This window comes from Candidatus Latescibacter sp. IFSED24 (assembly GCF_058273205.1).
Genome location: NZ_CM177850.1, coordinates 510,251 through 535,174 on the forward strand (window position 1 = coordinate 510,251; position 24,924 = coordinate 535,174).

Consider the following 24,924-nt stretch of genomic DNA (forward strand, 5'->3'; position numbering starts at 1 on the left):
CGACCTCGGTCCCGTGAAGCAGGCCGCCCCGGCTTGGGGCGGCCTTTGCATCGGGACCATCGCGATCAGCTGGCGTCCGGTTCGCCGAGCAGGGCCTTGGTGCTGGCGATCAATTCGCGGCGGCGGTAGGGCTTCTGGATGAAGGCGCAATGCTCGTCGGTAGCCAGCACGTGCCCCACCTTCTCGCGCCCGTAGCCACTGGACAGCAGCACCGGCAAGTCACGGCGCAAGCGCCGGATCCGCTCGAGGACCTCGAGACCGTCGAGGCCCGGCATGGTCATATCCAGCAGCACCAGACCGATGGCCCCGGGATCGCGGGCGAGGATCGCCAGCGCCTCGGTGCCGTCCTCGACCCGACTGACCTCGTAACCGGCCGATGCCAGGAGGTGTCCGGCCACGTCGCGCACATGCTGCTCATCGTCGACGACCAGGATGTGGGCCACCTCGCTCTGGGCCGTGACCAGGTCCTGAGCCGGTTCGATCGGTGCGGTTGCCGTGGCGGCCCGCACTCCGAGGGCCGGCAGGAATACCGAGAAGGCGGCGCCTGAATCGAGCTGCGTCTCCACGGTCACGGTGCCGTGGTGGGCGCGGACGATCCCCTGGACCGCGGCCAGGCCCAGGCCCCGGCCCATGAACTTGGTGGTGAAGAAGGGGTCGAAGACACGCGCCAGCTGCTCGGAGGTCAGTCCCGGACCCTCGTCCTGCACCGTGAGCACCACATAGGTTCCGCCGGGCAGATTCCGCCCCGTGAACTCGTCCCGCAAGGGTCTGCGGGCCGCATCATGCAGCCGGGTCTGGATCACGAGCACTCCGGGCTGTTCGCTCATGGCTTCAGCGGCGTTGGTGGCCAGGTTCATGACCACCTGTCGGATCTGCGCGGCGTCGCCCTCGATGGCGGGTAGATCCTCGGCCAGGTCGAGGCACAGGCGCATTCCGCCCAGGCTCATGTGCATGAGCGGAGCCATGTCCTGGACCAGCCGCGACAGGTCCAGCTTCTCCACCAGGACCTTGCCCTTGCCGCTGAAGGCCAGGAGCTGGCGGCAGAGATCGGCCGCCCGCAGACCGGCCTGGGCGATCTGCTCCACCGCGTCGCGCAGGGCGTGGTCTCCGGGCAGTTCCATGAGGACCAGGTCGGCGTTGCCGACCACACCCAGCAGGAGGTTGTTGAAATCGTGCGCGATGCCGCCAGCCAGCACGCCGAGACTCTCGAGCTTCTGGGCATGCAGCAATTGCTCGTCGGGCGGCAGCACACCGGCACGCAACGGGGTGACCATCACGAAGGACTGGGCGCTGGAGGAGGGGGGCGTGCGCACGACCTCGTGATGGAGCAGGACCTCGAAGGGTCGCCCATCCTGGTGCAAGATCCGGCAATTGGTGCTGGGGCTGGTGTGTTCACGCGCGGTGAGATGCGCGCGGATCCGGTGGCGATCCTCGGCGGGCAGGAGGATGTCCGCGAAATCGCAGCCGAGGACCGCGGTCGCGGAGTGCCCGATCAATCGCTCGCAGCCGCGGTTCCAGAAGATGATCTTGCCATCCGGACTGCAACCCCAGATGGCCACGTGGGCGAGACCCTGGACGATCCGCCTGAGGTTGGGGTCGGCCAGCCCACCTGCCTGCACCTGAGAGCCGGCTTGCGGTTCCATTGCCGAACTCATGGTCCCTCCCTGGAAGCAAGTTCTGGCCGTTTCGTCGATGGTCGCCAGGACCATCGCGGACCGGAAACCGTCGCCCCCCGGGACGGTCGCACATAAGCATGCCGACACCATCACCGTAGCACGGGCCCGTGAACGGCGCAAGTCGTTATCATGACCGAGCTTCACACCACCGATACAGGGAGCAGCCATCGCACAGGGGGCTGCGTGCCCGGCAGGTCTTGCGGCCGTGATCGATGATCAGGTGAGTGAAATCGCGCCACGACTCGCGGGGCAGCACCGCGTTGAGCTGCTGCTCGGCCTTCACCGGGTCCTTGGTATCGGTCAGGCCGAGCTTGAGCGCGATCCGGCTGACATGAGTGTCCACAACCACGCCTTCGGGGCGGTTCCAGATCTCGCCCAGGACCACGTTGGCGGTCTTGCGGCCCACCCCGGGCAGCTTCACCAGATCCGCCAGCACCGAGGGGACCTCGCCCTCATGCCGTTCGATGATGGCGCGCGCGGCCCCCTGCAAACTCTTGGCCTTGTTGCGGTAGAAGCCCGTGCTGCGGATGGCCTCCTCGATGGCTCCCAGGGGCGCCTCGGCGAAATCCTCCACCGCGGGAAAGGCGCGGAAGAGATCGGGCGTGACCTGGTTGACGCGGGCATCGGTGCATTGCGCCGAGAGGATGGTGGCCACCAGGAGTTGCCACGCATCGCCGTGTTCGAGGCTGCATCGGCTCCGGGGGAATTCCTCGCGCAAGGTCTGGAAGACCTTCTCGGCGCGGATTTTTCGGGTGCGGAGGGTGCGCATGTCCCATCCTTTCGCGAGGAGGTCTCGGAACGGGAACCTGGGTCCCCTCGTCCGGTTGAAGTCGGGTTGCACGGAGGCAAACCGGGGCCCGGGTCGTTTCACGGGATCTTGACAACGGTGGGCCCTGGTACTAGATTCCGCGTCCCAGGACGGGGTCAGGATAGCCCTGGCCCCGTTCTGGCACAAGTTTCGAGCATTCGGTGCGCCACTAGCTCAACTGGCAGAGCAGCTGACTCTTAATCAGCGGGTTCGGGGTTCGAGTCCCTGGTGGCGTACCAGCTTCGAGAAGGGGTTGCGTCTCAGACGCGGCCCCTTTTTCGTGTATCTGGTAGACAGCGTGTGTCAACGCGGGGGGCGCATCGTTGATATGGCTGTACAGGCCGAGATGAACGATGAGATCACGTGCGCGATCGTCGACCCCGCTTGTTCGCCACACCGCAGCGGACCAGATTCCAGTCAGGTCCTGAACAGCATCGCCAGGGTCGCCTTCGTTGCCTACCCCTGAATCCAGGAGGTGACCCCATGCTGTACCCCGATGGGCATTCGCGATGCGGATGCCGAATAACGGCTGCCTGCCTCGCCCTGGTCGTCCTGGGCTTGGGCATCCCGCCAGCCCACGCGGTCGACCACTCCGGCACCCTCGCCTCCAACGAGACCTGGTTCGCGGCCGACAATCCCCATACGGTCGTCGGCGCCGTGAATGTCAATGCCGGCGTGACCCTGACCATCGAGGATGGCGCCGAGGTCCTGTTCAACGCGAGCCAGCGCATCAATGTCTACGGATCGTTGCAGGCCTTGGGCACCTCTGGCAACGGGATCCTCTTCAGCCGGAACACGTCGAGCGACTGGTACGGCCTGCGGTTCCTCACCGCGGGCGGCGGTACCCTGACCCACTGCCGTCTCGAGCACGCCACCTACGGACTGGACATGCGCGCCAATGCCACGCTGTCGGTGACCAGCACCGTGGTCGACGACGGCGCCTACGGCATCTACGCCACCGACGGCACGGTCGAGCTCGCGAGCGTGACCCTGTCCAACCATTCCACCAGCGCGTTCTACGGCAACGGCGTGGCGCCCACGCTGCTCGATAGCGGCTCGGTGCTCGAGAGCAGCAACCAGGGGCTCAACCTGGTGAACCTGACGGGCCTGGCCTGGACCTCGCCGCTCACCATCCGGGACAACACGACGACGGGGGTGACGCTGAGTGACTGCGAGTCGCCGAGCCTGGACAACCTGACGATCACCGGTAGTTCGGGCGCCAACGGCGCCATCTACCTCGACGACGTTGGCGAGTTCACCCTCGGCGGCGGTAACACCATCACCGGCAATACCTGGCCGGTGTCGATCACCGCCGGCTCGTATCCCGCCGTCGGGTGCGTGATCCCCACGTCCGGGAACGACAACGACGACATCCAGGTGGTCGCCGGCTCGAGCGTGCGCACCGGCACCTGGCGGGTGTTCCCGGGGCTGCAATACGTGGTGAACGGTGCCGTGGGCATCTCGGCCGGCGGCGGCCTGACCATCGCGGCGGGGCAGGAGATCCGTTTCGGCGCCAGCGACCGGCTCAACGTCTACGGCACGCTGACCGCGATGGGCGCCCCGGGATCGGAGATCGTCTTCACCCGCGACGCCACGTCCGACTGGTACGGCCTGCGCTTCCTCACTGCGGGCGGCGGCACCCTCGCCCACTGCCGTCTCGAGCACGCCACCTACGGCCTGGACATGCGCGCCAATGCCACGCTGTCGGTGACCAGCACCGTGGTCGACGACGGCGCCTACGGCATCTACGCCACCGACGGTACGGTCGAGCTCGCGAGCGTGACCCTGTCCAACCATTCCACCAGCGCGTTCTACGGCAACGGCGTGGCGCCCACGCTGCTCGATAGCGGCTCGGTGCTCGAGAGCAGCAACCAGGGGCTCAACCTGGTGAACCTGCCGGGTCTGATCTGGACCTCGCCGCTCACCATCCGGGACAACACGACGACGGGGGTGACGCTGAGTGACTGCGAGTCGCCGAGCCTGGACAACCTGACGATCACCGGTAGTTCGGGCGCCAACGGCGCCATCTACCTCGACGACGTTGGCGAGTTCACCCTCGGCGGCGGCAACACCATCACCGGCAACACCTGGCCGGTGTCGATCACCGCCGGCTCGTATCCCGCCGCCGGGTGCGTGATCCCCACGTCCGGGAACGACAACGACGACATCCAGGTGGTCGCCGGCTCGAGCGTGCGCACCGGCACCTGGCGGGTGTTCCCGGGGCTGCAGTACGTGGTGAACGGTGCCGTGGGCATCTCGGCCGGCGGCGGCCTGACCATCGCGGCGGGGCAGGAGATCCGTTTCGGCGCCAGCGACCGGCTCAACGTCTACGGCACGCTGACCGCGATGGGCGCCCCGGGATCGGAGATCGTCTTCACCCGCGACGCCACGTCCGACTGGTACGGCCTGCGCTTCCTCACCGCGGGCAGCGGCACTCTCGCCCACTGCCGTCTCGAGCACGCCACCTACGGCCTGGACATGCGTTCCAGCGCCACGCTGTCGGTGACCAGCACCGTGATCGACGACGGCGCTTACGGCATCTACGCCCTCGACGGGACCGTGGAATTGACGAGCGTGACCTTGTCCAACCATTCCACCAGCGCGTTCTACGGCAACGGCGTGGCGCCCACGTTGCTCGATAGCGATTCGGTGCTCGAGAACAGCAACCAGGGTCTCAACCTGGTGAATCTGCCGGGGCTGGATTGGACCTCGCCGCTCACCATCCGGGACAACACGACGACGGGGGTGACGCTGACCGATTGCGAGTCGCCGAGCCTGGACAACTTGACGATCACCGGTAGTTCGGGCGCCAACGGCGCCATCTACCTCGACGACGTTGGCGAGTTCACCCTCGGCGGCGGCAACACCATCACCGGCAACACCTGGCCGGTGTCGATCACCGCCGGCTCGTATCCCGCCGCCGGGTGCGTGATCCCCACCACGGGCAACGTGAACAACAACATCCAGGTGGTCGGCGGCTCGAGCGCGCGCACCGGCACCTGGCGCGTGTTCCCGGGGCTGCAGTACGTGGTGAACGGCACGGTGGGCATCTCGGCCGGCGGCGGCCTGACCATCGCGGCGGGGCAGGAGATCCGTTTCGGCGCCAGCGACCGGCTCAACGTCTACGGCACGCTGACCGCGGTGGGCACTCCGGGATCGGAGATCGTCTTCACCCGCGACGCCACGTCCAACTGGTATGGCCTGCGCTTCCTCACCGCGGGCAGCGGTCAACTCTCCCACTGCCTGATCGACCGGGCCACCTACGCCATCGATCTGCGCTCGTCCGGATCGGTGGTGCTCGACGCCTGCACGCTGCAGGACAACACCTACGGAGTCTACGCCACCAACGGTCAGGTGAGCTTCCGCAACGACGTCATCGTGGACAATTCTTCCCATGGGATCTGGCTCGACGGTGCCACACCCACGTTCGGCATGAGCCTCGCCGAATGGAACGACATCTATGACAACGGCGATGGCCAGCCCGGGCGGAACCTGCGCAACGGCCCGACCGATATCAACGCCTACTGCGTCTACTGGGGAACCATGGACTGGCAGGAGATCGAGGACGGGATCTGGGACGAGCTGGATGACGAGGGGCTGGGACGGGTCCGTTACGTACCCTATCTCAACGCGACCCACGACGGCGCCATCACCGACGTGGCGGATCCCGGCCTCGGAGAGCAGCTGCCCACGCGTTTCGCGGTCCACCAGAACCAGCCCAACCCCTTCAATGCCGCCACGCGGATCAGATTCGACCTGACCAGGCCCGTCCGGGTCCTGCTGCGCATCTACGACCTCAGGGGGGCGCTCGTGGCCACCCTGATCGACGGTGACCTGCCGGCCGGTTATCATGACATCCCGTGGCACGGGACCGATCAGCGCGGAGGATCGCTCTCCTCCGGTGTCTATCTGTACCGCCTCGATGCGGGTACACGGACCGTGATCAAGCGCATGATGCTGGTCAAATGATCGCAGACACGAGGACCCCCGGCCACGCGGTCGGGGGTCCTTCGTCGTCGCCACGTCTGCGGCGGCTACCGCTGCTTGATCCTCACGTCGCCCGAGAACGCCTCGATATCGACCGAGGCACTGCCGTCGCCCTCGGTGAATTCCAGCTCGCTGCCGGGGGCGTACTTGCTGGTGCGATGGGCCTGGTGGCCGAACGCGTCGTGGATCTCGCCCGAGAAGGTCTCGATGCTGAACTCGGCGTCGACCTCGCCCGACAGCTCGAGGAGGATGTCGCCGCTATGGGCGGCCAGGCTCCATTCGGCCTTGCGGGGCAGGGTGCCGCTCACGGTGACGTCGCCCGAGACGGTCTCGCATTCCAGCGCTTCCATCTGCTTGCCGGCATCGACGGTGATGTTGCCGCTGACCACCGCGCACTCGAGCTCCTTGCGCACGCCCTTGATCTCGATGTCGCCCGAGACGCAGGCCACGTCGGCGGTGTCGGTCTCGACGTCGATGTCGAGGTTGCCGCTGACGGTCTCCACATCGAGGTCGGCCGGTTCGCCGCGGAGCATGACCTCGCCACTGACCGACTCGATCTCCACCTTGCCGCGGACCTCGTCGACCTGGATGTCGGCCGAGACCACGCTGACCTCGAGGTCGCAGCCGCTGGGAACCATGACCTCCAGTTGCGTGCCCTCATCGATGTTCTTGACCCTGTCGGGATACTTGACCTCGATGTCCAGACGGCTGCCGTCGCCGGTGATCTTCAGCTCCTCGGCCTTGTCGTCGAGCGTGCCGGTGATGTGGACCTCGTTGCGGTTCCAGCCCTTGACGATCACCTCGCCGGCGATGTTCTCGATGCTTATGGTGGCATCCTTGTCGACCTGGCGCGTCTCGTCGATGGGACTGCCTGCCAGCGCGGGCAACACCCAGATGAGAGCCAGGGCCAGGAGTGCCAGACCCGCGATGCGCATGTGCCGTGTCATGTTCGGGACCTCCGGTTCAGAGTCTGGCGGCGTGACCTGCGAGGCCGCGTGCCTTCTCCAGTGTGCGGTGATAACGGATCGTGAGCCGCCGGGCCTCCGCCGAACCTGCCGGTGTGACGCGCAGGGCCTGGCGAAGGTCGGTGGCGCAGTGATCCAGATCGTCGAGACCCGAACGCAGACCGTCACAGGCGGCTTGTGGCAGCTGGCTGCAGCGGTCGTCCAGGACTTCCAGGACGTCGGACCGGACCGAGGCGTAGCTCTCGTCGAGGGTGGCGAGGTTGCCAGGTTCGGAGGCCGGCAGAGGCACGCGATCCGGCCCCGCGATCAGCAGGACCGCCAGCGAGGCGGCCACCACCATGCTCACGGTCGGCAGGTGCCTTTGCCGGAGCAGGCGCCGCCAGGCGACGATCCCGGGATCACGCCGATCGCTGGTCTCTTCGGCCAGCCGCGCCTCGATGTCAGGCCAGAGATCGCGGCGGGGCTGGATCTCGCGCGGCAGGCCCTCGAGGGCGTCGCGCAGTGGATCGTGAATCGTCATGCCAGAGCCTCCTTGAGCAGCTGGCGGGCCCGGAAAAGCTGGGCCTTCACCGTGCCCTCGGCTACCTGGAGGAGGTCGGCGACCTCCCGGACCAGGTAGCCCTCCACCTCGTGCAGCACGAACACCGTCCGGGCCCCTTCGGGCAGCGCGGCCAGGGCCCGCTCCAGATCCAGACGCTCACCCACCCGTGTCGGCGGCGCCGGCCTGGCAGCGGCGATCTGGTCTCCCTGATCCAGGGGATCCAGGGTGGTTTCGTGACGCCAGCGGCGGGATCGGGCCCGCCGCCAGTCCAGGACCACGTTGACCGTCAATCGGTGGAGCCAGGTGCCGAAAGCACTGTCGCCGCGAAAACCGGGCAGCTTGCGCCAGGCCTGCACGAAGGCATCCTGGGTCAGCTGTTCGGCCAGATCCACGTCCGCCGTCAGCCGCAGGCAGAGCGCGTAGACCCGGCCCACATGCTGGCGGTAGAGCGGCTCGAAGGCTGCGCGCTGACCGTTCCTGGCCGCCTGGACCAGGTCGGCGTCGGTGCAGGGAGCTTCGAGCTTGCTGAGAGCTGCGGACGGCATCGGTTCACCTCGGACGGTCGTTGTTCGGGTCTGTTCTTGGACGTCTCGACCACCGTTCTGGTTTGAAGGCGAATCAGGATATTTACGGGAGCGCAGCGGTGAAGATGCAAATCGAATTGCAGAATGTGCTATAATTGGCGGCATGCTTCTTTCTTCCATCACCTGGAATCCGCCGTGATCTCTAGCCTCGAGGAGGAACCATGTCTCGCCCACTGCCCCTTGGTTTCCTGGCGCTGCTGATCATGGCCGGCACCGTCGCGGTCCAGGCTCAACCCATCGTTGCAGATCACGATGCCGCCAACCAGTTCGATTCGATCCCGGTCAGCTATTTCGACACCATCCGGGGTCAGTACCGGTTCTTCTACGGCCATACCTCGCACGGGAGCCAGATCACCTCCGGCATCGCGATCCTCGAGGACGAGGATGGCGACCTCTATGCCGATGTGACGATGCACGAGATCTCCGACGATCTCGGTCACAACGGCGACACGAGCTGGGTCGCGCCCACGCGCAGCTACCTCGACGAACATCCCGATTGCAACGTCGTGCTGTGGTCCTGGTGCGGTGGCTGCAGCGACAACACGGAAGAGGGCATTGACATCTACCTCGCCGCCTTGAACCAGCTCGAAGTCGATTACCCCGGCGTGGTCTTCGTCTACATGACCGGCCATCTCGACGGCACGGGCCCCGAGGGGAACCTCTACCAGCGCAACGATCAGATCCGCGACTATTGCCAGGCCAACGACAAGGTCCTCTTCGATTTCGCCGACATCGAGAGCTTCGACCCCGACGGGACCTGGTATCCGGACGATGATGACAGCTGCAACTGGTGTCTGGAATGGTGCGACGATCACCCCTGTCCCGGCTGCAGCAGCTGTGCTCACTCGCGTTGTTTCAACTGCTACCGCAAGGGCCGCGCCTTCTGGTGGATGATGGCGCGAGTGGCCGGCTGGCAGCAGCCGACGGTGTCGACGCCGACTGTCCTGCCCGATCGCCCTGCCCTGGCGCCGAACTGGCCCAACCCGTTCAACCCCAGCACGACCATCGCCTTCTCGCTGCCCGGCGACATGACCGCGCGGTTGACGATCCACGACAGTCGTGGCCGCTTGGTGAGCGAGCTGGCCAGTGGTCGTTTCACTGCCGGCTGGCACGAGGTGACCTGGCAGGGACGCGATCGCGCGGGCCGGAGCCTGCCGTCCGGCCATTATCTCTGCCGTCTGGAGACCGAGCGCGGCGTCGAATCGCGCTCCTTGACGCTCCTGAAGTGATCGCCTGAGAGCATGGCAAGACAAAGGGCCCCGGACTGCGGTCCGGGGCCCGTTCGCATGGGTGTCCTCGTCCACGAGCTAGACAAAATGAAACGGCTGGGCCCAACGGTATAAAGTGACTTCGGTCACCAAAACCAAGGACCACACGAGAGTTACCGCTCTCGTTCCGCAAAGGAGCCCAGCCATGTCCGAGCATAGCACTGATTGCGTGTGGGTGGGGATGGATGTTCACCAGGATTCTATCACCGCGGCCATTCTCTTCGATGATGACCAGCAGCCGCGGGTCGAGCGATTGCCTGGATCACGTGGAGTATCTCGAAGCGCAGAAGCACTCGCTCGAGGCACAGATCGACCGCTATGCCCGCCGGGATCCGTTTCGTGTTCAGGTCGAGGCGCTGTGCTGCTTCCGGGGCATCAAGACCCTGACGGCGATGATCATCCTGACCGAGCTGGGAGATATCCGGCGCTTCGCTCGTCCAACCGGTCTGATGGCCTACGCCGGGCTGGTGCCGAGCGAGCGTAGCAGTGGCAACGTCAGGCGACGAGGGTCGATCACCAAGACCGGGTCGGACGAATTGCGGCGGGTGCTGATCGAAGCGGCCTGGCTCATCTGGTCGGCGTTGATGGTCCAGGCGCAAGACATCTGAATCACGAAGCCGGGGAAGTGGCACGCGGAGTGGGTAATCCTCGATTGCGGTATGCAGTAACAAACCCGCGGATACCAGTCTGATCAACCGTCGTTGAAGCCGCTTCCCCGCGAAAAAAGGGCCCCGAGCAGAGCCCGGGGCCAGGGGAGAAAAGATCAATGCTTGACTAGCCGTTCCATATCAGCGGACCAGCATCAGCTTGGTCGACCGCAGCAGATCCCCATCCAGACGCAGCTGGACCAGGTAGACGCCGCTGGCCAGGCCCGCCGCGTTCCAGACCACCTCGCCGGCGCCGGCGGGGTGGGCCACTGCCAGCGGCCGCGCCACCTGACGCCCCCGGGCATCGAAGACGCGGAGTTCGGCGAAGCCCGCGCGCGGTAGCGCATAGCCCAGGGTCGTCATGGGATTGAAGGGGTTGGGGTGACCCTGCAGGCTGGCGGCGATGGCCGGAGTGTCCGGTGCCGCGGTGGTGCCGTTGACGACCGCGGCGATCTGCACGTCGTCGATCAGGGCCTCGACCAGGCTGCCGCCACCGGTGTCCTCGGCGATGAAGCGCAGCTGCATGCTGTCGGTGAGCGGCAGGCTGCCGCCGTCGAGCTCGAAGGTGGCCTGGACCCAGGCGGTGGTGGCCGGGACCGTCTCCAGGTTGGTCCACGAGGCGCCGCCGTCGTTGCTGATGTCCACCGTGAAGACCTCGTCGTAGGTCGTCTCCAACACGTAGTAGCGCCAGTAGCTGATCTCGGCCCAGGTCGCGCCGGCGAGGTCGAACACCGGACTCGTGAGGGTGGTGTGGCCGCCGTCCACATCCTGGGCGCCGGCCGGTTCGCCAGGGGCGCCGTTGCCGGTGACGAAGCAGATGTGGCCGGGGTCGGGGGTATGGTCGTTCTCGGGCTGATACGAGGTGCCGACCGGATCGGCCCGCTCCCAGCGGCCGGTGCTGGCGTCGTCGCCGGGAGCCATAAGCGACCAGCCCAGGTTTGTCTCCACGTCGTCGACCAGCACCAGGTCGACGCCGGCGCGGAAGGAATGCAGCTCCGCCGGGGCCCCGTCTGGATGGAACATCACGTGATCCTCCTGATCGGCGGCGGAGAGGTAGTATTCGACCAGCGTGCCGGGGGCCTGGGCCGAGATGGCGGCCGTGTAGGTGTGGGCGTCCTCCGCGGGAGCCAGGGCCACCGTGGTGAAGGCGCCGCCGTCGGTGCGGTAATGCAGCTGGAGGCCGGCGGGGTCGAGCGTGGCCTGCGAGAGGATCCGGCAGGTCACCACGAACGGCCCGGTTGCTTCGGTGTGCGCGAGTGGCGTGTGCTCGATGGCGATGTGGAACGGTCGCGCCATCAGGGCCAGGGTGGCGATGGCGGTGCGCACGTTGCGGTCCATGAACGCGAAGTCGTTGACGCTGGGGCCGATGAGGTCCTGGGCCGAGTGGATGTAGGGCGAGTAGCTGCCGCTGTCCTCGAAGAAGAGGATCGCGCGGTAGCCGGCGCTCCAGAAGCTGGCGTGGTCGCTGCTGGCGCCGCCGGGGAGCGAGCCGGTGACGGCGAGGTGGTCGGGGACGTAGAGCGAGACGGCCTGGTCGACCAGGTCGCGCAGCGGCTGGCTGGAGGCGTTGCTGATGATGTCGATGTCGGCGGTGTCGCCGGCCTGGCGGTAGCCGAGCATGTCGAGGGCGATGGCGCCCACCACGTCGAGGCCCTGATCCGCGGCCTGGTCGGCCCAGGCCTCGCTGCCGTAGAGGCCCTGCTCCTCGCCGCTGAAGGCGATGAAGACGATGGTGAACTCGAAATCGTAGGGTGCCAGGGCGCGGGCCGCGGCGAGGACACCCACGGTGCCGGTGGCGTTGTCGTCGGCGCCGGGGGCGTTGAGGTAGCCGTCGTTGCTGGTCGAATCGTAGTGGCCGCCGATGACCACGTACCGGTCGGGGTATGCCGTGCCCGGCTTGACGCAGACCACGTTGTCGTTCCAGCTGTTGTAATCCTGCAGGGTGACGTCCCAGTAGCCGTACGAGAAGAACTCGTCGCGGATCCAGTAGCTGGCCTGTTCACCGCCCGGGTACTGGCTGTGGCGGGTCCCGAAGTCTTCCAGCGCCTGGACCTTCTCTTGGAGCCAGGCCTCGTCGACGGTGTCGACCATGGCCTGGATGTCGGGGTCGGCGTCGCGGGTGGCGGCGGCCGGCGGTGCGTCCCAGGGGCGGGTCACGAAGCGCAGCGGGCGGCGGAAGATCCGCTGGATGTCGGGCAGGCACGAGAGGATGCGGTTCTCGTCGTGCGGCAGGCGCACGATGGTGAAGGTTTCGGTGCGCAGCAGGATCTCGGCCTCGCCGGGCAATTCGGTATGGCGGTCGCCACCGAGGACATCGTACTGGACCAGGATGTCGGTGTCCGGGTCGTCGGGGCCGAGGACCTGATATTCGGTTCCCCAGGCCTGCAGGCGCGCGAGGCCGTCAGGAGCCAGGAAGGCGAGGAAGCCGCCGGGGATCTCGGCTGCGAGCTCGAGTCCGGCACCGGTGAAGGCAGGGCCCTGCTCGCCGGCCGTGTGGATGTAGACCAGCGAACGGTCGGCGGCCTGGCTCATGGTTGCGGCCAGGACCAGGACGAGGATCAGCGAGGACAGGCGGCGCATGGAAGACTCCCGGGAAAGGACCAGCGACGGTGGCAGCAAGGACATCACCGCCAATCATAGCACACCCGGCAGAGGGGTTCCACGGACGCAAGATCACGATTTCGTGATGAATGGAGCCGGTGGGACCGCTCCCGCCGGCTCCAGCGACCGTCCCGCCTGGGATCAGCCCTCGTCGGCCAGCAGTGCGTCGAGCTGGGCCTCGGGTACCGTACCGCCGACCGCCAGCTCCAGCACCGCCTGGGCGATCCGGCAGGCATAGAGGGCGCGGGCCAGCTGGCCGCGGCTCGTGGACAGAGCCAGCTCCGCATCCAGCCGCTCCAGCGGTGTGGCCAGGCCGTTGCGCAGGCGCACTTCGGCGAGCCGATAGGCTTCTTCGGCCAGGTCCACGGCTTCCTCGGCCCCATCGAGGATGGCCAGCGAGTTGAGCAGAGTCAGTCGCGCGGTGCGGACGGCGAGGGTCTTGTCTTGCTCGATACGTTCGAGTTCGAGGGCGGCCGTGCGCTGGTCGGCGCGAGCCTGGCTGATGCGACCGCGCGTCGCGAATCCGTCGAACACCGGCCAGCTGAACGCCAGCGTGGCGGCCGAGCTGGTGGCGTCCTGATCGCCGTCGGGCCACCATTGGTCGGCCCACTGTCCCTGGTAGGCATAATTGAGGCCGGCCTGCACCACGGGATCGCGGCCCGCCTTCTGGAAGCGCAGCTGCTGCTCGGCGGCGCGGACCTGAGCGCGCAGGGCCAGCAATTCGGGACTGTCTCCGTGCATGGTCTCCAGCAGCGGTCCGATCTCTGCCGGCGGCGATACCCGCTGCAGGCCGTCGGTCAGGGTCAGCGCGGTGTCGGCGGGCAGGCCACAGAGTCGACGCAGCCGCAGCAGGGCGGTGTCCAGGTCGTTCTGGGCGGCGATGAGCTGGGGCCGCCGGTTGGCCACCTCGACGTCGGCGCGCAGCTTGTCGAACCGGCTGACGGTTCCCTCGGCCAGTCCGGCGCTGGCGACCCGGGCGGCCTCGGCGGCCATGTCGCGGGCAGCTTCCTGGATGGCCAGCTCGGCGTGTGCCAGCAGGACCTCGTTGTAGGCCGCGATCACCTGGTAGCGGATGCCGTCGGCAGCGGTACGCTCCTGGTAGTCGGTGCTCGCCAGCAGGGCCTGAGCCGTTCCCCGCGCGGCCGACAGCCGTCCAGCCGTCCATAGGTTCACCGTCATGCTGGCCATGGCCTGCAGGTCGTTGTCCTCGCCGATCTCGATGACGGGCGGCAAGCCTCCGGCCTGCATGTCGGGCGGGATGAACATGGAGGGCTTCTTGAGGTTGCGGCCGTACTGCCCCGAAAGTGTGAGCTGGGGCAGCTTGCCGCTGGTGGCCTCCTCCACGGTTCCGGCCGCCTTGAGGACCTGCTGGCGAGCTTGCTGCAGCAACTCGCTGTTGGCCAGGCCCAGGTCCACGGCCTCGGCCAGCGCGAGATCGCGCGCGGTGGTCGCCTGGGGCAGCAGCAGGGCCAGGCAGAGCGCCGTGGCCGCCGGCGCCAGCCGGGCCGGACGGCGCGCGGCGAAGGTGAACCTGTCCAGCAGCAGGTAGACCACCGGCACCACGAACAGCGTCAACACCATGGAGACCAGCACGCCGCCAAGCTGGACCCAGGCCATGGGCAGGCGGTACTCGCTGCCGGCGCTGCCGAGGACGATCTGCGGCACCATGCCCACGGCGATGGCCAGGTTGGCCATGAGGATGGGCTGCAGCCGCTCGGGACAGGCAGCCAGCAGCGCTGCGCGGATGTCCTGGCCCTCGGTGCGCAGCTGGGCCGTGCGGTCGAGCAGCAGGATCGCGTTGTTCACCACGATGCCCAGGAGCATGACGAAGGCCATGAGCGACATGATGTTCAGGTCCTGTCCGACGAGGAAGAGGGTCAGGGCCATGCCGATCAGCCCCAGCGGCAGGGTGATCATCACCGTCAGCGGATGGATGAAGCTCTCGAGGATGGCGGCGAGCACGATGTAGAGCAGCACGATGGCCAGGATCAGCGCTTCGAGGATGGCCGCGAAGCTCTCGTCCTGATGTTCCGCGTCGCCGGCCCAGAGCATGGTCACCCCGGCCGGCAGACCCTGTTCGGCCAGCGCCTGGTCGATGGCCCGCCGGGCCCCGGAAAGCGATCCCGCGGAGATGTTGGCGCCCATCTCCGCCATGCGCACCTTGCCGCGATGCAGGATCTCGGCGTCGCCGCGGGCCTCGACGACACGCGCCACTTCGTCCACAGACACCGTGTAGCCGGCTGGCGTGATCAGCGGCAGGTCGGCCAGCTCGCTCGGATTAGCGCGGACCGTCGCCGGGAGCTGGACGACCACGTCGTACTCCTCGCCATGATCACGATAGACACCGGCCTCGTCGCCGGCATAGGCCACGCGCAGCGTCCGCCCGAGCTGGGCCGCGGTCAGGCCGGTGCTGGCCATTCTCACTCGCTGGGGCACGATCTGCAGCTCGGGCTTGCCCGCCTCGAAGCTGCTCTGGATCTCCACGAGTCCGGGAACCGCAGTCATGATCTCGAGCAAGCGTGCGTTGGCGGCGGCCAGGACCGCGGGGTCGTCGGCCATGAGGTTGATGAGGAGATCGGACTCGGTCTGGCCGGCGGCATCCTCGATGGCCACCATGATCTTGGCGTCGGCGATGCCCGCCAGCAACGGTCGGATGCGATTCATGATGTCGGTCAGTCCGGTCTCGCGCTCGGTCTTGTCGACCAGCGTGGCCAGGATGTCCACGTCCTCCACGCCTCGGTTCTCGCCACCGGCCTTGATGAGCACGCCGGTGACCTCGGGCTGATCGCCCAGGATGCGGGCGATGTCCCGGCCGACGGCGAGGCTGCGGTCCAGGCTGGCGCCGGGCGGCAGCTCGACGCGCACGGTGAACGCGGCCTGGTCGGCCGTGGGGGTGAAGCTGCCGCCGAGACGTCCCAGCAGCACCAGGGCGCCGCAGAAGGCCAGGGCGGTCAGGCCGAGGGTCAGGGCCCGGCGCTGCAGTGCGGTCGCCAGGGCGTCGCGATAGCCGCGCTCGATGGTCGCGTAGAGGCGGTCCCAGGCGCCGAAGACGAATCCGATCACCGGGTTTCGCGACTCCGTGGACCTGCCGACCATGCGTGCGGCGAGCATGGGCACGAGGGTGAAGCTCACGACCAGCGAGAACACTGTGGCATAGACCACGGTCAGGCCGAACTGCATGAAGAACCGGCCCACGATGCCGCTCATGAACGCGATGGGCGTGAAGACCACCACGTTGGTCAGGGTGGAGGCCACCACCGCGATGGCCACCTGGGCGGTGCCCAGCACCGCGGCGTCCTCGGGACTGTGACCCTGCTTGGCCAGGCGGTCGATGTTCTGGAGCACCACGATGGCGTTGGTCACCAGGGTGCCGATGCAGATGCCGAGCGCCATCATGGTCATGACGTTGAGGCTGAAACCGCTGGCCTGGATCGGCAGGAAGGTGGCGACCACCGAGACCGGCATGGCCACCGCGGCGATGAAGGTCAGGCGTAGGTTGTGCAGGAAGAGGTAGAGGAGGATGCCGGTCAGCACGATGCCCAGCGCGATGTTCACCAGCACGTCACCCACCGAACTCGCCACGAACGAGGCGTCCTCCTTGACCACCTCGAGCCGCATGCCCTCGGGCAGGTCGGGGCGGACCTCCTCGATGATCGCCATGGCGCCGTCGTACACGTGCAGGGTGTTGCCGTCCGAGCGCTTCTTGATCGCCATGGTGATGGCCGGCTGTCCCTGGTATTCCGAGCCCTCGCGCAGTTCCTCGGTGGTGTCCAGGATCTGGGCCACCTCCGAGAGCGGGATCTCGCCTCCGTTGGCGAGCGGCAGGCGGAGATCGGCCAGTTCGTGCGGATCCTGGACCTCGCCCAGCATCCGGATCGACGACTCCAGCGCTCCCCGCGTGATCTGGCCCACCGGCACGTTGAGGTTGCTGGCCGCGACCACGCCGAGCACGTCGAGCAGGCTCAGGCCGTAGGGCCGGAGCAGCTCGGGCTGGACCACCACCCGGATCTCGCGCTCGCGGCTGCCGATGATCTCCACCTCGGAGACGCCCTCGACCCGGCTCAGACGATCGGAGAGGACCTCGTCGGCATAGCGGTAGATCTCGGCCAGGGGCAAGTCGCCGTACATGGCGATCTGCAGCACGGGGCTGGCGGCCAGGTCGAACTTCTGGATCACGGGATCCTCGGCGTCATCGGGCAGCTCGCCGCGGATGGCGTCGACCTTGTCCTTGACGTCGATGGCGTCCTGGTCCTGGCTCGTCTCCAGTTCGAACTCCACCACCACCGACGAGACGCCGTCCATGGACGTGGACTCGAGCTTCTTCACGTTGGCCAGGGCCGCCACCTCGTCCTCGATGCGCTTGGTCACCTGGGACTCGACCTCGGACGGCGAGGCGCCGGGATAGATCGTGGTGACGGTGATCACCGGCACCTCGATGTTCGGGAAGAGCTCGGTGGTCAGGCGCAGGTAGCTGAAGAGTCCGAGCACCACCAGCACCACCGTGAACATGGTGGTCAGGACGGGTCGCTGGACCAGGGTACGCATGAGGTTCACGGCTGCACCTCCCCGGCCGCCACGACCCACACCCGTTCACCACCGACGAGTCGGCCCTGTCCGTGGTGGACGACCTGGGTGCCGGGGGCCAGACCGTCGACGGCCACGAGATCGCCGCTGCGCAGCGCCACGCTCGCCGGAACGAGCTGTGCGGTGTCGGCCGCCACCACGAAGAGATGCGGTCCCTGGTCGCGTGAGACCAGGCAGTTGGCGGGGAGGATCGGCAGGTCGGTGGTCCGACCGATGCGCACGGCCATGGAGATCAGGAGGCCAGGCAGCAACCGACCATCGGGGTTGGCGAAGGTGGTTTCCCCGCTCAGCAGGTGTGTCTTGGGATCGGCGGCCAGATCGAGCTGGGTGATCCGGCCCTCGTGCTGCTTGCCGGTGTCGGGATCTTCCCAGCGACAGAGCTGATTCCGTTCCAGGCTGAGTGCTTGGCGGCTACCCGCCTCGAAGCAGATGCGCACCGAATCGGTCTGGGCCACCCAGGCCAGGGGCTTCCCGGCGTTGGCCATATCCCCGGTCTCCACCACGATGCTGGTGACGATCCCCGCGTGCGGCGCCTTCAACTCCACCCCGTCGCGGGCGCTGCGCAGGTCGGCCAGGGCCACCTGGAGCTGCGTCTCGGCCTTGTCCAGTTCCTGTCGTGAGACCGCCCCCTCCGCGTAGAGGTTGCGCAGGCGCTCGACATCGCGCTGCGCGTCCTCGTAGAGCGCCCGCGAGCGGGCCAGACTGTGCAGCATCGGGTTGGGGGCGGTCTCGGCGAGCAGGACGATGGTGTCGCCGGCCTCGACCCGGTCGCCCTCGGTATGCGGCACCGCCACGATCTCCAGGGTGTTGGTGGAGACGATGGGCGACTGCCGCAGGCCCTCGACCGTACCGGCCAGGATCCGCCAGAGCGACAGCTCGCCCGGCGCGGCGACCACGGTCTCCACGGGCAGGCCGCGCTCGGCCTGCACGCTCTCGATGCTCTCGGGGACGGTCTGGTTGGCCTGGACGCGCAGTCGCCAGCCGATGACCACGAACAGGATCAGGATCATGGCCAAGAGGGCGAAACGGCCCCTGGTGAAGAATCGCATGGTCAGGCATCTCCCGGTGTTGCTGAGTTCTGGCGTTGCGAGACCCTGGTTTCGAGCGGCGTCAGGAAGAATCGTTCGATGTAATCCATGATCCAGCCCGTGGTCACGGCCTCGCCCCGCGCCTCGGCGAGGTCGATCAGGCCGGAGAGGGTGGCGGAGATCATGGCGGCGATGGGTTCCGGGTCCTCCGGCTGGATCTGACCCGTCGCCATGGCCCGGCCGAGGTATTCCTTGATCTGGTTCAGGTGCCGGAGGCTCTCCTGCTGGAGCACTCCGTCGGCCACGGTGGGGTACTCGTTCAGGAAGATCTGCGAGAAGTGGGGGTCGCTGACGAAGAAGTCGAGAGCGGCGACCAGACGCTCGCGCAGCTGATCCAGCGGGGTGGAACCGGGCTGGACCGCCGTGGCGCTGGCCTCGTTGATCTGCCGCATGCGGTCGCTCACCAGCGAGACGAACAGGTCTTCCTTGTTGGCGAACAGGGTGTAGAGCTTGCCGACCGAGCAGTCCGAGGCCTCGGCAATCTCCACCATGCCGGTCTCGTTGAATCCGTTCGCCGCGAACAGGCGCGCGGCCGCGTTCAGGACCTCTTCGCGGTCCCGGGCCCGGCGTCGTTCCTTGCGGGCCAAGGTCTTGTTGAAGGTGTGACTCATGAGCGGACTCCTCGGTTCACGGATGCGAAATGAATTATGGTTCATTTTATAAATCTGCATTCGAACATCCCGTTGTCAAGACGAGTTCCCGGAATTCCAGGAAATCAGGGGGTGAGCCCAGAGAATCGACGTTGCCGCTTCAATGAAAGAGGCCTATCTCTGGCGGGAGCAGCGATGACAGTCCCGGCGGAGGCCCCATGGATACCCTTTCCCGACGTGCCCTGATCCTGGTCCTGATCCTCGGCGTCCTCTACTGGGTCCTCGATTCGGTCTATCTCTATTCGAGCTTCCACGCGGGCGAGGTCCTGCTGCCGGGCGCCGCCGGGCCCTCGCTGACCGGAACCCTCCTGACCGAGATCCCGAGCCATACGTTGCTGGGGCGTCTCACGTTCCTGTCGGCCATGCTGGTGGTCGCCTGGCTCGCGGTGGCTTATCTGCGCCGGGTGGGACGTCGCGAATCCGGCCTGCTCAGCCAGCTCGAGAGCGCCGGGGACCTCTTTTCGCGCCACCGTCTCGACGGCTCGTTCCTTTACGCCAGCTCGGGATTCCAGGAGATCTTCGGGGTCGATCCCGACACGCTGCCGGGACGGCGCGACCTGGAGGGCTGGCAGGTTCTGAACCGCGCCGATCTGGCCGAGACGCTGCAACGGTTGGGCACGAGCGAACAGCCGTTGCCCGTGACCGCCCGCCTGCACCACGCCGACGGGCGCGTGATCTGGCTCGAATCGGTGGGCAGGCGGGTCGCGCCGGTGCGTGGCGGCGAGCCGGAACTGGTGATCATCTCGCGCGATGTCAGCGAGCGACGCCGCACGGAGGCCGCCCTCGCCGAGAACGAGCGCCGCCTGCGGCTGATCACCGAATCCATGCAGGAGATCCTTTACCTGCGCGAGGGGCAGGACATCACCTACATCAATCCGGCGTTCGAGCGGATCTTCGGTGTGCCCCACCACACGCTCGAGGGGCTCGGGCTGAAGGCCTGGCTGCCCTGGATCCATGCCGAGGACCGGGACCGCATGCGCCTGGCCATCGACCAGGCCGTCAACCACCACGAGCCCCTGGACGAGGAGTTCCGGATCTGCCGCACCGATGGGCAGGTGCGCTGGCTCCACGCGCGCACGGTCCACGTCGAGGCGGGGACCGAGGGCAAGCCGGTCGCCGTGGGCGTGGCGGCCGACATCACCAGTCGCCGCCGGGCCGAGGAAGCGGTGCGCTTCACCGCCGCCAGGTACCAGACGCTCTACGAGGCCGCCCACGTCGGCATCACCGTCACCGATCTTTCCGGGACCATCCTCTTCGCCAATCCGGCGGCGGCCGAGCTCTACGGTTTCTCCTCCGTGAAGGACATGCTCGCCCATGCCCGACAGCACGACGGCGTGCGCACCTTCTTCCAGCGACCGACCGATCGCGATCGCTTCATCGTCGACCTGCGGGCCGATCTCCGCGGGCGTCTCTCGCGGGTCCTCGACCTGCGCCGCCACGACGGTCGCGACATGAAGGTCCACGTCTCCTGCGGCCTGACCCTCAATCCCGAGAGCGGCAAGACCGAGATCTTCGCCATCATCGAGGAGGTCACCGAGCGCCTGCGCGCCGAGAGCGAGCTGCGCCGCAGCGAGGAACGCTACCGGCGCCTGGTCGAGTTCCTGCCCGACGGCATCCTGATCCACGACGGCAGGCAGGTCATTTTCGCCAATCCCGCCAGCGCGCGGCTCTTCGGGGCCGAGCTCGACGATCTCGTCGGCTGCGAACTCTCCTCCCTCTTGCCGCCTGGCAGCCGGGATGTGTTCGCCGCCAGCGAGGGCGCCAAACCCGAGGCCGGCCGGGAGACCTCGCTCCGGCACCGCGACGGCCGGCTCTTCCCTGCCGCGGTGACCAGCCTGCCCCTGACCGACATCACCGGCCCGAGCACCCTGACGGTGATCAAGGACCTGACCAGCCTGCAGCGGGCCGGCCAGGAGATCGCCATGCAGCAGGAGCTGCTGGTCTCGCTCATCGAGACCATGCCGCTGGGCATCCTGGCCAAGGATCTCGACCAGGACCTGAACTACGTGGTCTGGAACAGGTACATGGAGGAGGAGCTGGGCCTGACCAAGGCGGAAGTCCTCGGGCGCTGCGACCGCGACATCTTTCCCGCGCCCGTGGCCGAGGAATTGCGCCGGCAGGACCGCCTGGCCGCAGGGCGTGGCCTGCCCCAGGACCTGGGCGAGCTGAGCCTGCAGCTGGCCGACCGCCACCTCGACCTGCACGTGGTCAAGGTGCCGATCCGCGATACCGAGGGCCGGGTCGTACGCGTGTTCAGCCTGGTGGAGAACGTCACGCGCCAGAAGCAACTGCAGGCTCGCCTGCAGCAGTCGCGCAAGATGGAAGCGGTGGGCCGCCTCGCCGGGGCGGTGGCCCACGACTTCAACAACCTGCTCCAGGTGGTGCAGGGCTACACCGAGACCATCCAGCAGGCCGTGCCGAGTGATTTCACCGAGCAGGACCAGATCGCCATGGTCCTGACCGCCGTGGGGCGCGCCCGGGAACTGGTGCAGCGGCTGCTGTCCTACAGCCGGTACGACTCGCTCCAGCCCGAGATGCTCGACCTGAATCGGCTCACCGACCAGATCGTCGGCATGAGCCGTGGATTCCTGCCCGAGCAGGTGGAACTGGTGGTGCGCCAGGAACCGGATCTGCCGCGGATCTACGTCGATCCCCAGCAGATCGAGCAGGCGCTCTTGAACTTGGTGCTGAACGCCCGCGATTCGTTGCCGGGAGAGGGTCGGATCGAGATCGAGACCGCCAGCTGCCAGCTGGGGCGCGAGTTCACTGCCACGCGACCCTGGGCCAAGGCGGGGCGCTACCTCCAGGTCACGGTCCGGGACAATGGCTGCGGCATTCCCCCAGACGCCCGGGACCACGTGTATGAGCCGTTCTACACCACCAAGGGATTCGGCCAGGGTACGGGGCTGGGGCTAGCCACCACCTACAACATCTGCAAGCAGCACCAGGGCTACATCGACTTCGAGAGCGAACTCGACGTGGGCACCTCGTTCCACGTCTTCCTGCCGGTGCCCAGTACCGATGAACTGGTGGGGCCGGAAGCGGCGCAGGTGGTTGCCGACACCGGCGGCCACGGGGAGCTGCTCCTGCTGGTGGAGGACGACGACATGGTCCGCAGCCTCACGCGCCAGATCCTGGAGAAGGCGGGCTACAAGGTGCTCGAGGCGCGTGACGGCGAGGACGCGCTCGAGGTCTTCATGGCGCACGCCGCCGAGATCCAGCTGCTGGTGCTCGACGTGGTGATGCCCCGGATGGACGGCCGGCTGCTCTACGACAACATCAGCGAACTACGGCCCGGGGTGCCCGTGCTCTTCTGCAGCAGCTACAGCGCCGACATCCTCGAGTCGGAATACATGCTGCAGGTGGGGGGCAGCTTGCTGGGCAAGCCATATCGGGCGGCCGAGCTGCTCCAGCGGGTCCGGACCATGCTGGATCGCGAGGCGACGGGTTGATGCCGCCGGTGTTCCTACCGGGCCATACCTGTCTCCGTCCGGAGACAGGTCGAGCGCTTGACTTCTCTCGAGTTGATCGCCTCAAGACAATGTGAAATATGCAATTAGTGGTCTAGCCGCAGCCTGGCACCGGTCATGCTTTGGAGGAGCTGTCCCTCACGGGATGAAAGGAGGCCGGCCATGCGCAAGCCACTCATCATGACCCTGCTGCTGACGGCCCTGGCGTTCGGCTCCATCCTCGTGACCGAGGTCCAGGCCCAGCCCCGGCGCGGAACGGTCATCGTGCATCAACCGCGGCCCACCCCGGTCGCGACCCGTCCCTCACCCTTCCAGCTCGTGTTCGAGGGTGGTGCGGTCCTGCCGTTCGGCGACCTCGGTGACGATTACATCGGGACGGAGAAGGGCCTGGGCGCGGCCACCGGCTACGAACTCGGCGCTCGCCTGCGCTACTATCTCGGACCGACCACCGCGGTGGGGCCGGCCTTCCACTATGCGCGCTTCGGCCAGTGGGATGGCCTGAGCCAGGATGGCGTGCCCTACCACATCAAGACCTCGACCTACCGCTGGGGCCTGGACATCCAGCAGTTCCTGACCCCGCGGCGGACGGTGGTCCGGCCGTACCTCACGCTCGGGGTGGCGCTCTGCACCAACCGCTACGAGGACTGGGCCCAGGATCTGGGCACATATCAGAACAGCACCAACGATCTGGCCTTTGGTGCTGGGGGCGGGCTGGCCATGGGGCCGGTGGAGCTGAGCGTGGTCTACACGTATTGCGAGGCCGAGAAGCGCGCGCTGGCCCAGGCCGACGGTCTGAGCGACGCCACTTACGACTGGAGCTACCTCTCGGTGCGCGCCGGACTGGCCTTCTAGCCGGTCAGGGCCGTGGCGAGGATCTCGGCGGCCCGGGCGATCTCGCTCTCGGTGGTGAAACGCCCCACCGTCAGGCGGATGGTTCCGCGCGCCGTCTCGTCAGCCACACCCATGGCCGCCAGAACACCGGAGACCTCGCCGCCCGAGCCATGGCAGGCGGCGCCGGCCGAGGCGGCCAGCCGTTGCCCGACCCGTCCCAGGAGATCGGGTGCGGACACTCCGGGCAGCGCGATGCTCAGCGTGTTGGGCAGGCGCGGTACCAGCTCGCCGTGGATCACCGCCTCGGGTCGCAGTTCGCGGAGTCGAGCGGCCAGTGTGTCGCGGAGCGCGACCAGGCGCGGCATCTCGCTGTTCAGATCCTCGCCCGCGAGCTGGCAGGCCGTGCCGAGCGCCACGATCTGGGCCACGGCCTCGGTGCCGGCGCGTCGGCCCGCCTCGTGACCCGCGCCGTGAATCAGGTTCTCGAGCTCCAATCCCCGCCGTACGTAGAGGGCGCCGATGCCTTTGGGCGCATAGAGCTTGTGGCCCGCCAGGCTGGCCAGATCCAGGCCGAGGTCGCGGACATCGACGGGGACCTTGCCCACGGACTGGGCACAATCCGCATGAAACCAGGCGGCGTGGTCGCGGAGGCCCGCGGTGATGCCGGCCAGCGGCTGCACGACGCCGGTCTCGTTGTTGGCGTGCATCACGCTGACCAGGACCGTCTCCTCGGTCAGCGCCCCGGCCACGGCGGCCGGCTCCACCACGCCGTCTTGGTCCACCGTCACGACCGAGACGCGCCAGCCCTCGCGCTCGAGCCAGGCGGCCGGAACCGTGACCGCGGGATGCTCCACCGCCGAGATCACCAGGTGGCGCCCCTGCGCGCGCCGTGCCCAGGCCGTGCCCTTGAGCGCGTGGTTGTTGGCCTCGCTGCCGCCGCTGGTGAAGATGATCTCGTCGTCGTCGCAGCCGAGCAGGGCGGCGACCTGGGCCCGCGCCTCGTCCACGGCGGCCCGCGCCTCGCGGCCCCAGGTGTGGCTGCTGCTGGGATTGCCGGCTCCGTCGCGGAGCCAGGGCAGCATGGCGTCGACGACCCGGGGATCCAGGGGCGTGGTGGCGTTGTAGTCGAGATAGACGGGATCCATGGCGAGCCTCCGGTGATGGTGCCGGAGGGATCGTAACCAAGTCGCGGGCCGAAAGCCAGGATCAGTCGCGCGGCATGGC

The 24,924-nt window shown here is 67.5% G+C and carries 15 protein-coding genes and 1 tRNA gene; 6 read left to right on the forward strand and 10 right to left on the reverse strand.

The window, feature by feature from the left end; all coding sequences use genetic code 11:
* Positions 1 to 65: 65 nt before the first annotated feature.
* Positions 66 to 1,655: a hybrid sensor histidine kinase/response regulator gene (locus IFSED24_RS02010; protein ID WP_491333560.1), complete on the reverse strand. Its 1,590-nt coding sequence runs from the start codon at positions 1,653 to 1,655 to the stop codon at positions 66 to 68.
* A gap of 148 nt (positions 1,656 to 1,803) precedes the next feature.
* Positions 1,804 to 2,445: an endonuclease III gene (gene nth / locus IFSED24_RS02015; RefSeq protein WP_491333561.1), complete on the reverse strand. Its 642-nt coding sequence runs from the start codon at positions 2,443 to 2,445 to the stop codon at positions 1,804 to 1,806.
* Positions 2,446 to 2,647: 202 nt separating this feature from the next.
* On the opposite strand from nth, the gene IFSED24_RS02020 reads away from it, so the two are divergent.
* Positions 2,648 to 2,723 (forward strand) — tRNA-Lys (locus tag IFSED24_RS02020).
* A 319-nt stretch (positions 2,724 to 3,042) separates the two neighbouring features.
* Positions 3,043 to 6,453: a right-handed parallel beta-helix repeat-containing protein gene (locus IFSED24_RS02025; protein ID WP_491333562.1), complete on the forward strand. Its 3,411-nt coding sequence runs from the start codon at positions 3,043 to 3,045 to the stop codon at positions 6,451 to 6,453.
* Positions 6,454 to 6,518: 65 nt separating this feature from the next.
* Here the strand turns inward: IFSED24_RS02025 and IFSED24_RS02030 are convergent, their stop codons facing one another.
* From IFSED24_RS02030 to IFSED24_RS02040, 3 genes are read right to left on the reverse strand one after another with little or no spacing between them, the layout of a single operon-like run.
* Positions 6,519 to 7,418, reverse strand: a complete 900-nt coding sequence (locus IFSED24_RS02030) for a DUF4097 family beta strand repeat-containing protein (protein WP_491333563.1) — start codon at positions 7,416 to 7,418, stop codon at positions 6,519 to 6,521.
* A gap of 16 nt (positions 7,419 to 7,434) precedes the next feature.
* A complete protein-coding gene (locus tag IFSED24_RS02035) occupies positions 7,435 to 7,956 on the reverse strand; it encodes a hypothetical protein (protein ID WP_491333564.1) in 522 nt (173 codons plus the stop codon).
* Positions 7,953 to 8,522 (reverse strand): RNA polymerase sigma factor, encoded by a 570-nt coding sequence (locus IFSED24_RS02040; protein ID WP_491333565.1) that lies wholly within the window; start codon positions 8,520 to 8,522, stop codon positions 7,953 to 7,955. Before IFSED24_RS02040 ends, IFSED24_RS02035 begins: the two co-directional genes overlap by 4 nt.
* Before the next feature lie 200 nt (positions 8,523 to 8,722).
* Between IFSED24_RS02040 and IFSED24_RS02045 the strand changes: the two genes are divergently transcribed.
* Positions 8,723 to 9,790 carry a FlgD immunoglobulin-like domain containing protein gene (locus IFSED24_RS02045; RefSeq protein ID WP_491333566.1) on the forward strand — a complete coding sequence of 356 codons (1,068 nt, stop codon included), beginning with the start codon at positions 8,723 to 8,725 and terminating at the stop codon, positions 9,788 to 9,790.
* A gap of 224 nt (positions 9,791 to 10,014) precedes the next feature.
* Positions 10,015 to 10,437, forward strand: a complete 423-nt coding sequence (locus IFSED24_RS02050; RefSeq protein ID WP_491333567.1) for a transposase — start codon at positions 10,015 to 10,017, stop codon at positions 10,435 to 10,437.
* A gap of 180 nt (positions 10,438 to 10,617) precedes the next feature.
* Here the strand turns inward: IFSED24_RS02050 and IFSED24_RS02055 are convergent, their stop codons facing one another.
* From IFSED24_RS02055 to IFSED24_RS02070, 4 genes are all read right to left on the reverse strand, one after another.
* Positions 10,618 to 13,056, reverse strand: a complete 2,439-nt coding sequence (locus IFSED24_RS02055) for a M20/M25/M40 family metallo-hydrolase (protein ID WP_491333568.1) — start codon at positions 13,054 to 13,056, stop codon at positions 10,618 to 10,620.
* A 162-nt stretch (positions 13,057 to 13,218) separates the two neighbouring features.
* Complete coding sequence (locus tag IFSED24_RS02060) at positions 13,219 to 17,622, reverse strand: efflux RND transporter permease subunit (protein ID WP_491335085.1); 4,404 nt, start codon at positions 17,620 to 17,622, stop codon at positions 13,219 to 13,221.
* A 5-nt stretch (positions 17,623 to 17,627) separates the two neighbouring features.
* Complete coding sequence (locus tag IFSED24_RS02065; RefSeq protein WP_491333569.1) at positions 17,628 to 18,710, reverse strand: efflux RND transporter periplasmic adaptor subunit; 1,083 nt, start codon at positions 18,708 to 18,710, stop codon at positions 17,628 to 17,630.
* A gap of 2 nt (positions 18,711 to 18,712) precedes the next feature.
* Entirely contained in the window at positions 18,713 to 19,360 is a 648-nt protein-coding gene (locus tag IFSED24_RS02070) for a TetR/AcrR family transcriptional regulator (protein WP_491333570.1), read from the reverse strand.
* 197 nt (positions 19,361 to 19,557) lie between these two features.
* Between IFSED24_RS02070 and IFSED24_RS02075 the strand changes: the two genes are divergently transcribed.
* Positions 19,558 to 22,851: a hybrid sensor histidine kinase/response regulator gene (locus IFSED24_RS02075; RefSeq protein ID WP_491333571.1), complete on the forward strand. Its 3,294-nt coding sequence runs from the start codon at positions 19,558 to 19,560 to the stop codon at positions 22,849 to 22,851.
* A gap of 180 nt (positions 22,852 to 23,031) precedes the next feature.
* The gene (locus IFSED24_RS02080; RefSeq protein ID WP_491333572.1) at positions 23,032 to 23,721 is read left to right on the forward strand and encodes a hypothetical protein; all 690 of its coding nucleotides are present in this window, start codon (positions 23,032 to 23,034) and stop codon (positions 23,719 to 23,721) included.
* Here IFSED24_RS02080 and IFSED24_RS02085 read toward each other — a convergent pair.
* Positions 23,718 to 24,845: a cysteine desulfurase family protein gene (locus IFSED24_RS02085; RefSeq protein ID WP_491333573.1), complete on the reverse strand. Its 1,128-nt coding sequence runs from the start codon at positions 24,843 to 24,845 to the stop codon at positions 23,718 to 23,720. The two genes, IFSED24_RS02080 and IFSED24_RS02085, sit on opposite strands and share 4 nt — an antisense overlap.
* Positions 24,846 to 24,924 lie beyond the last annotated feature (79 nt).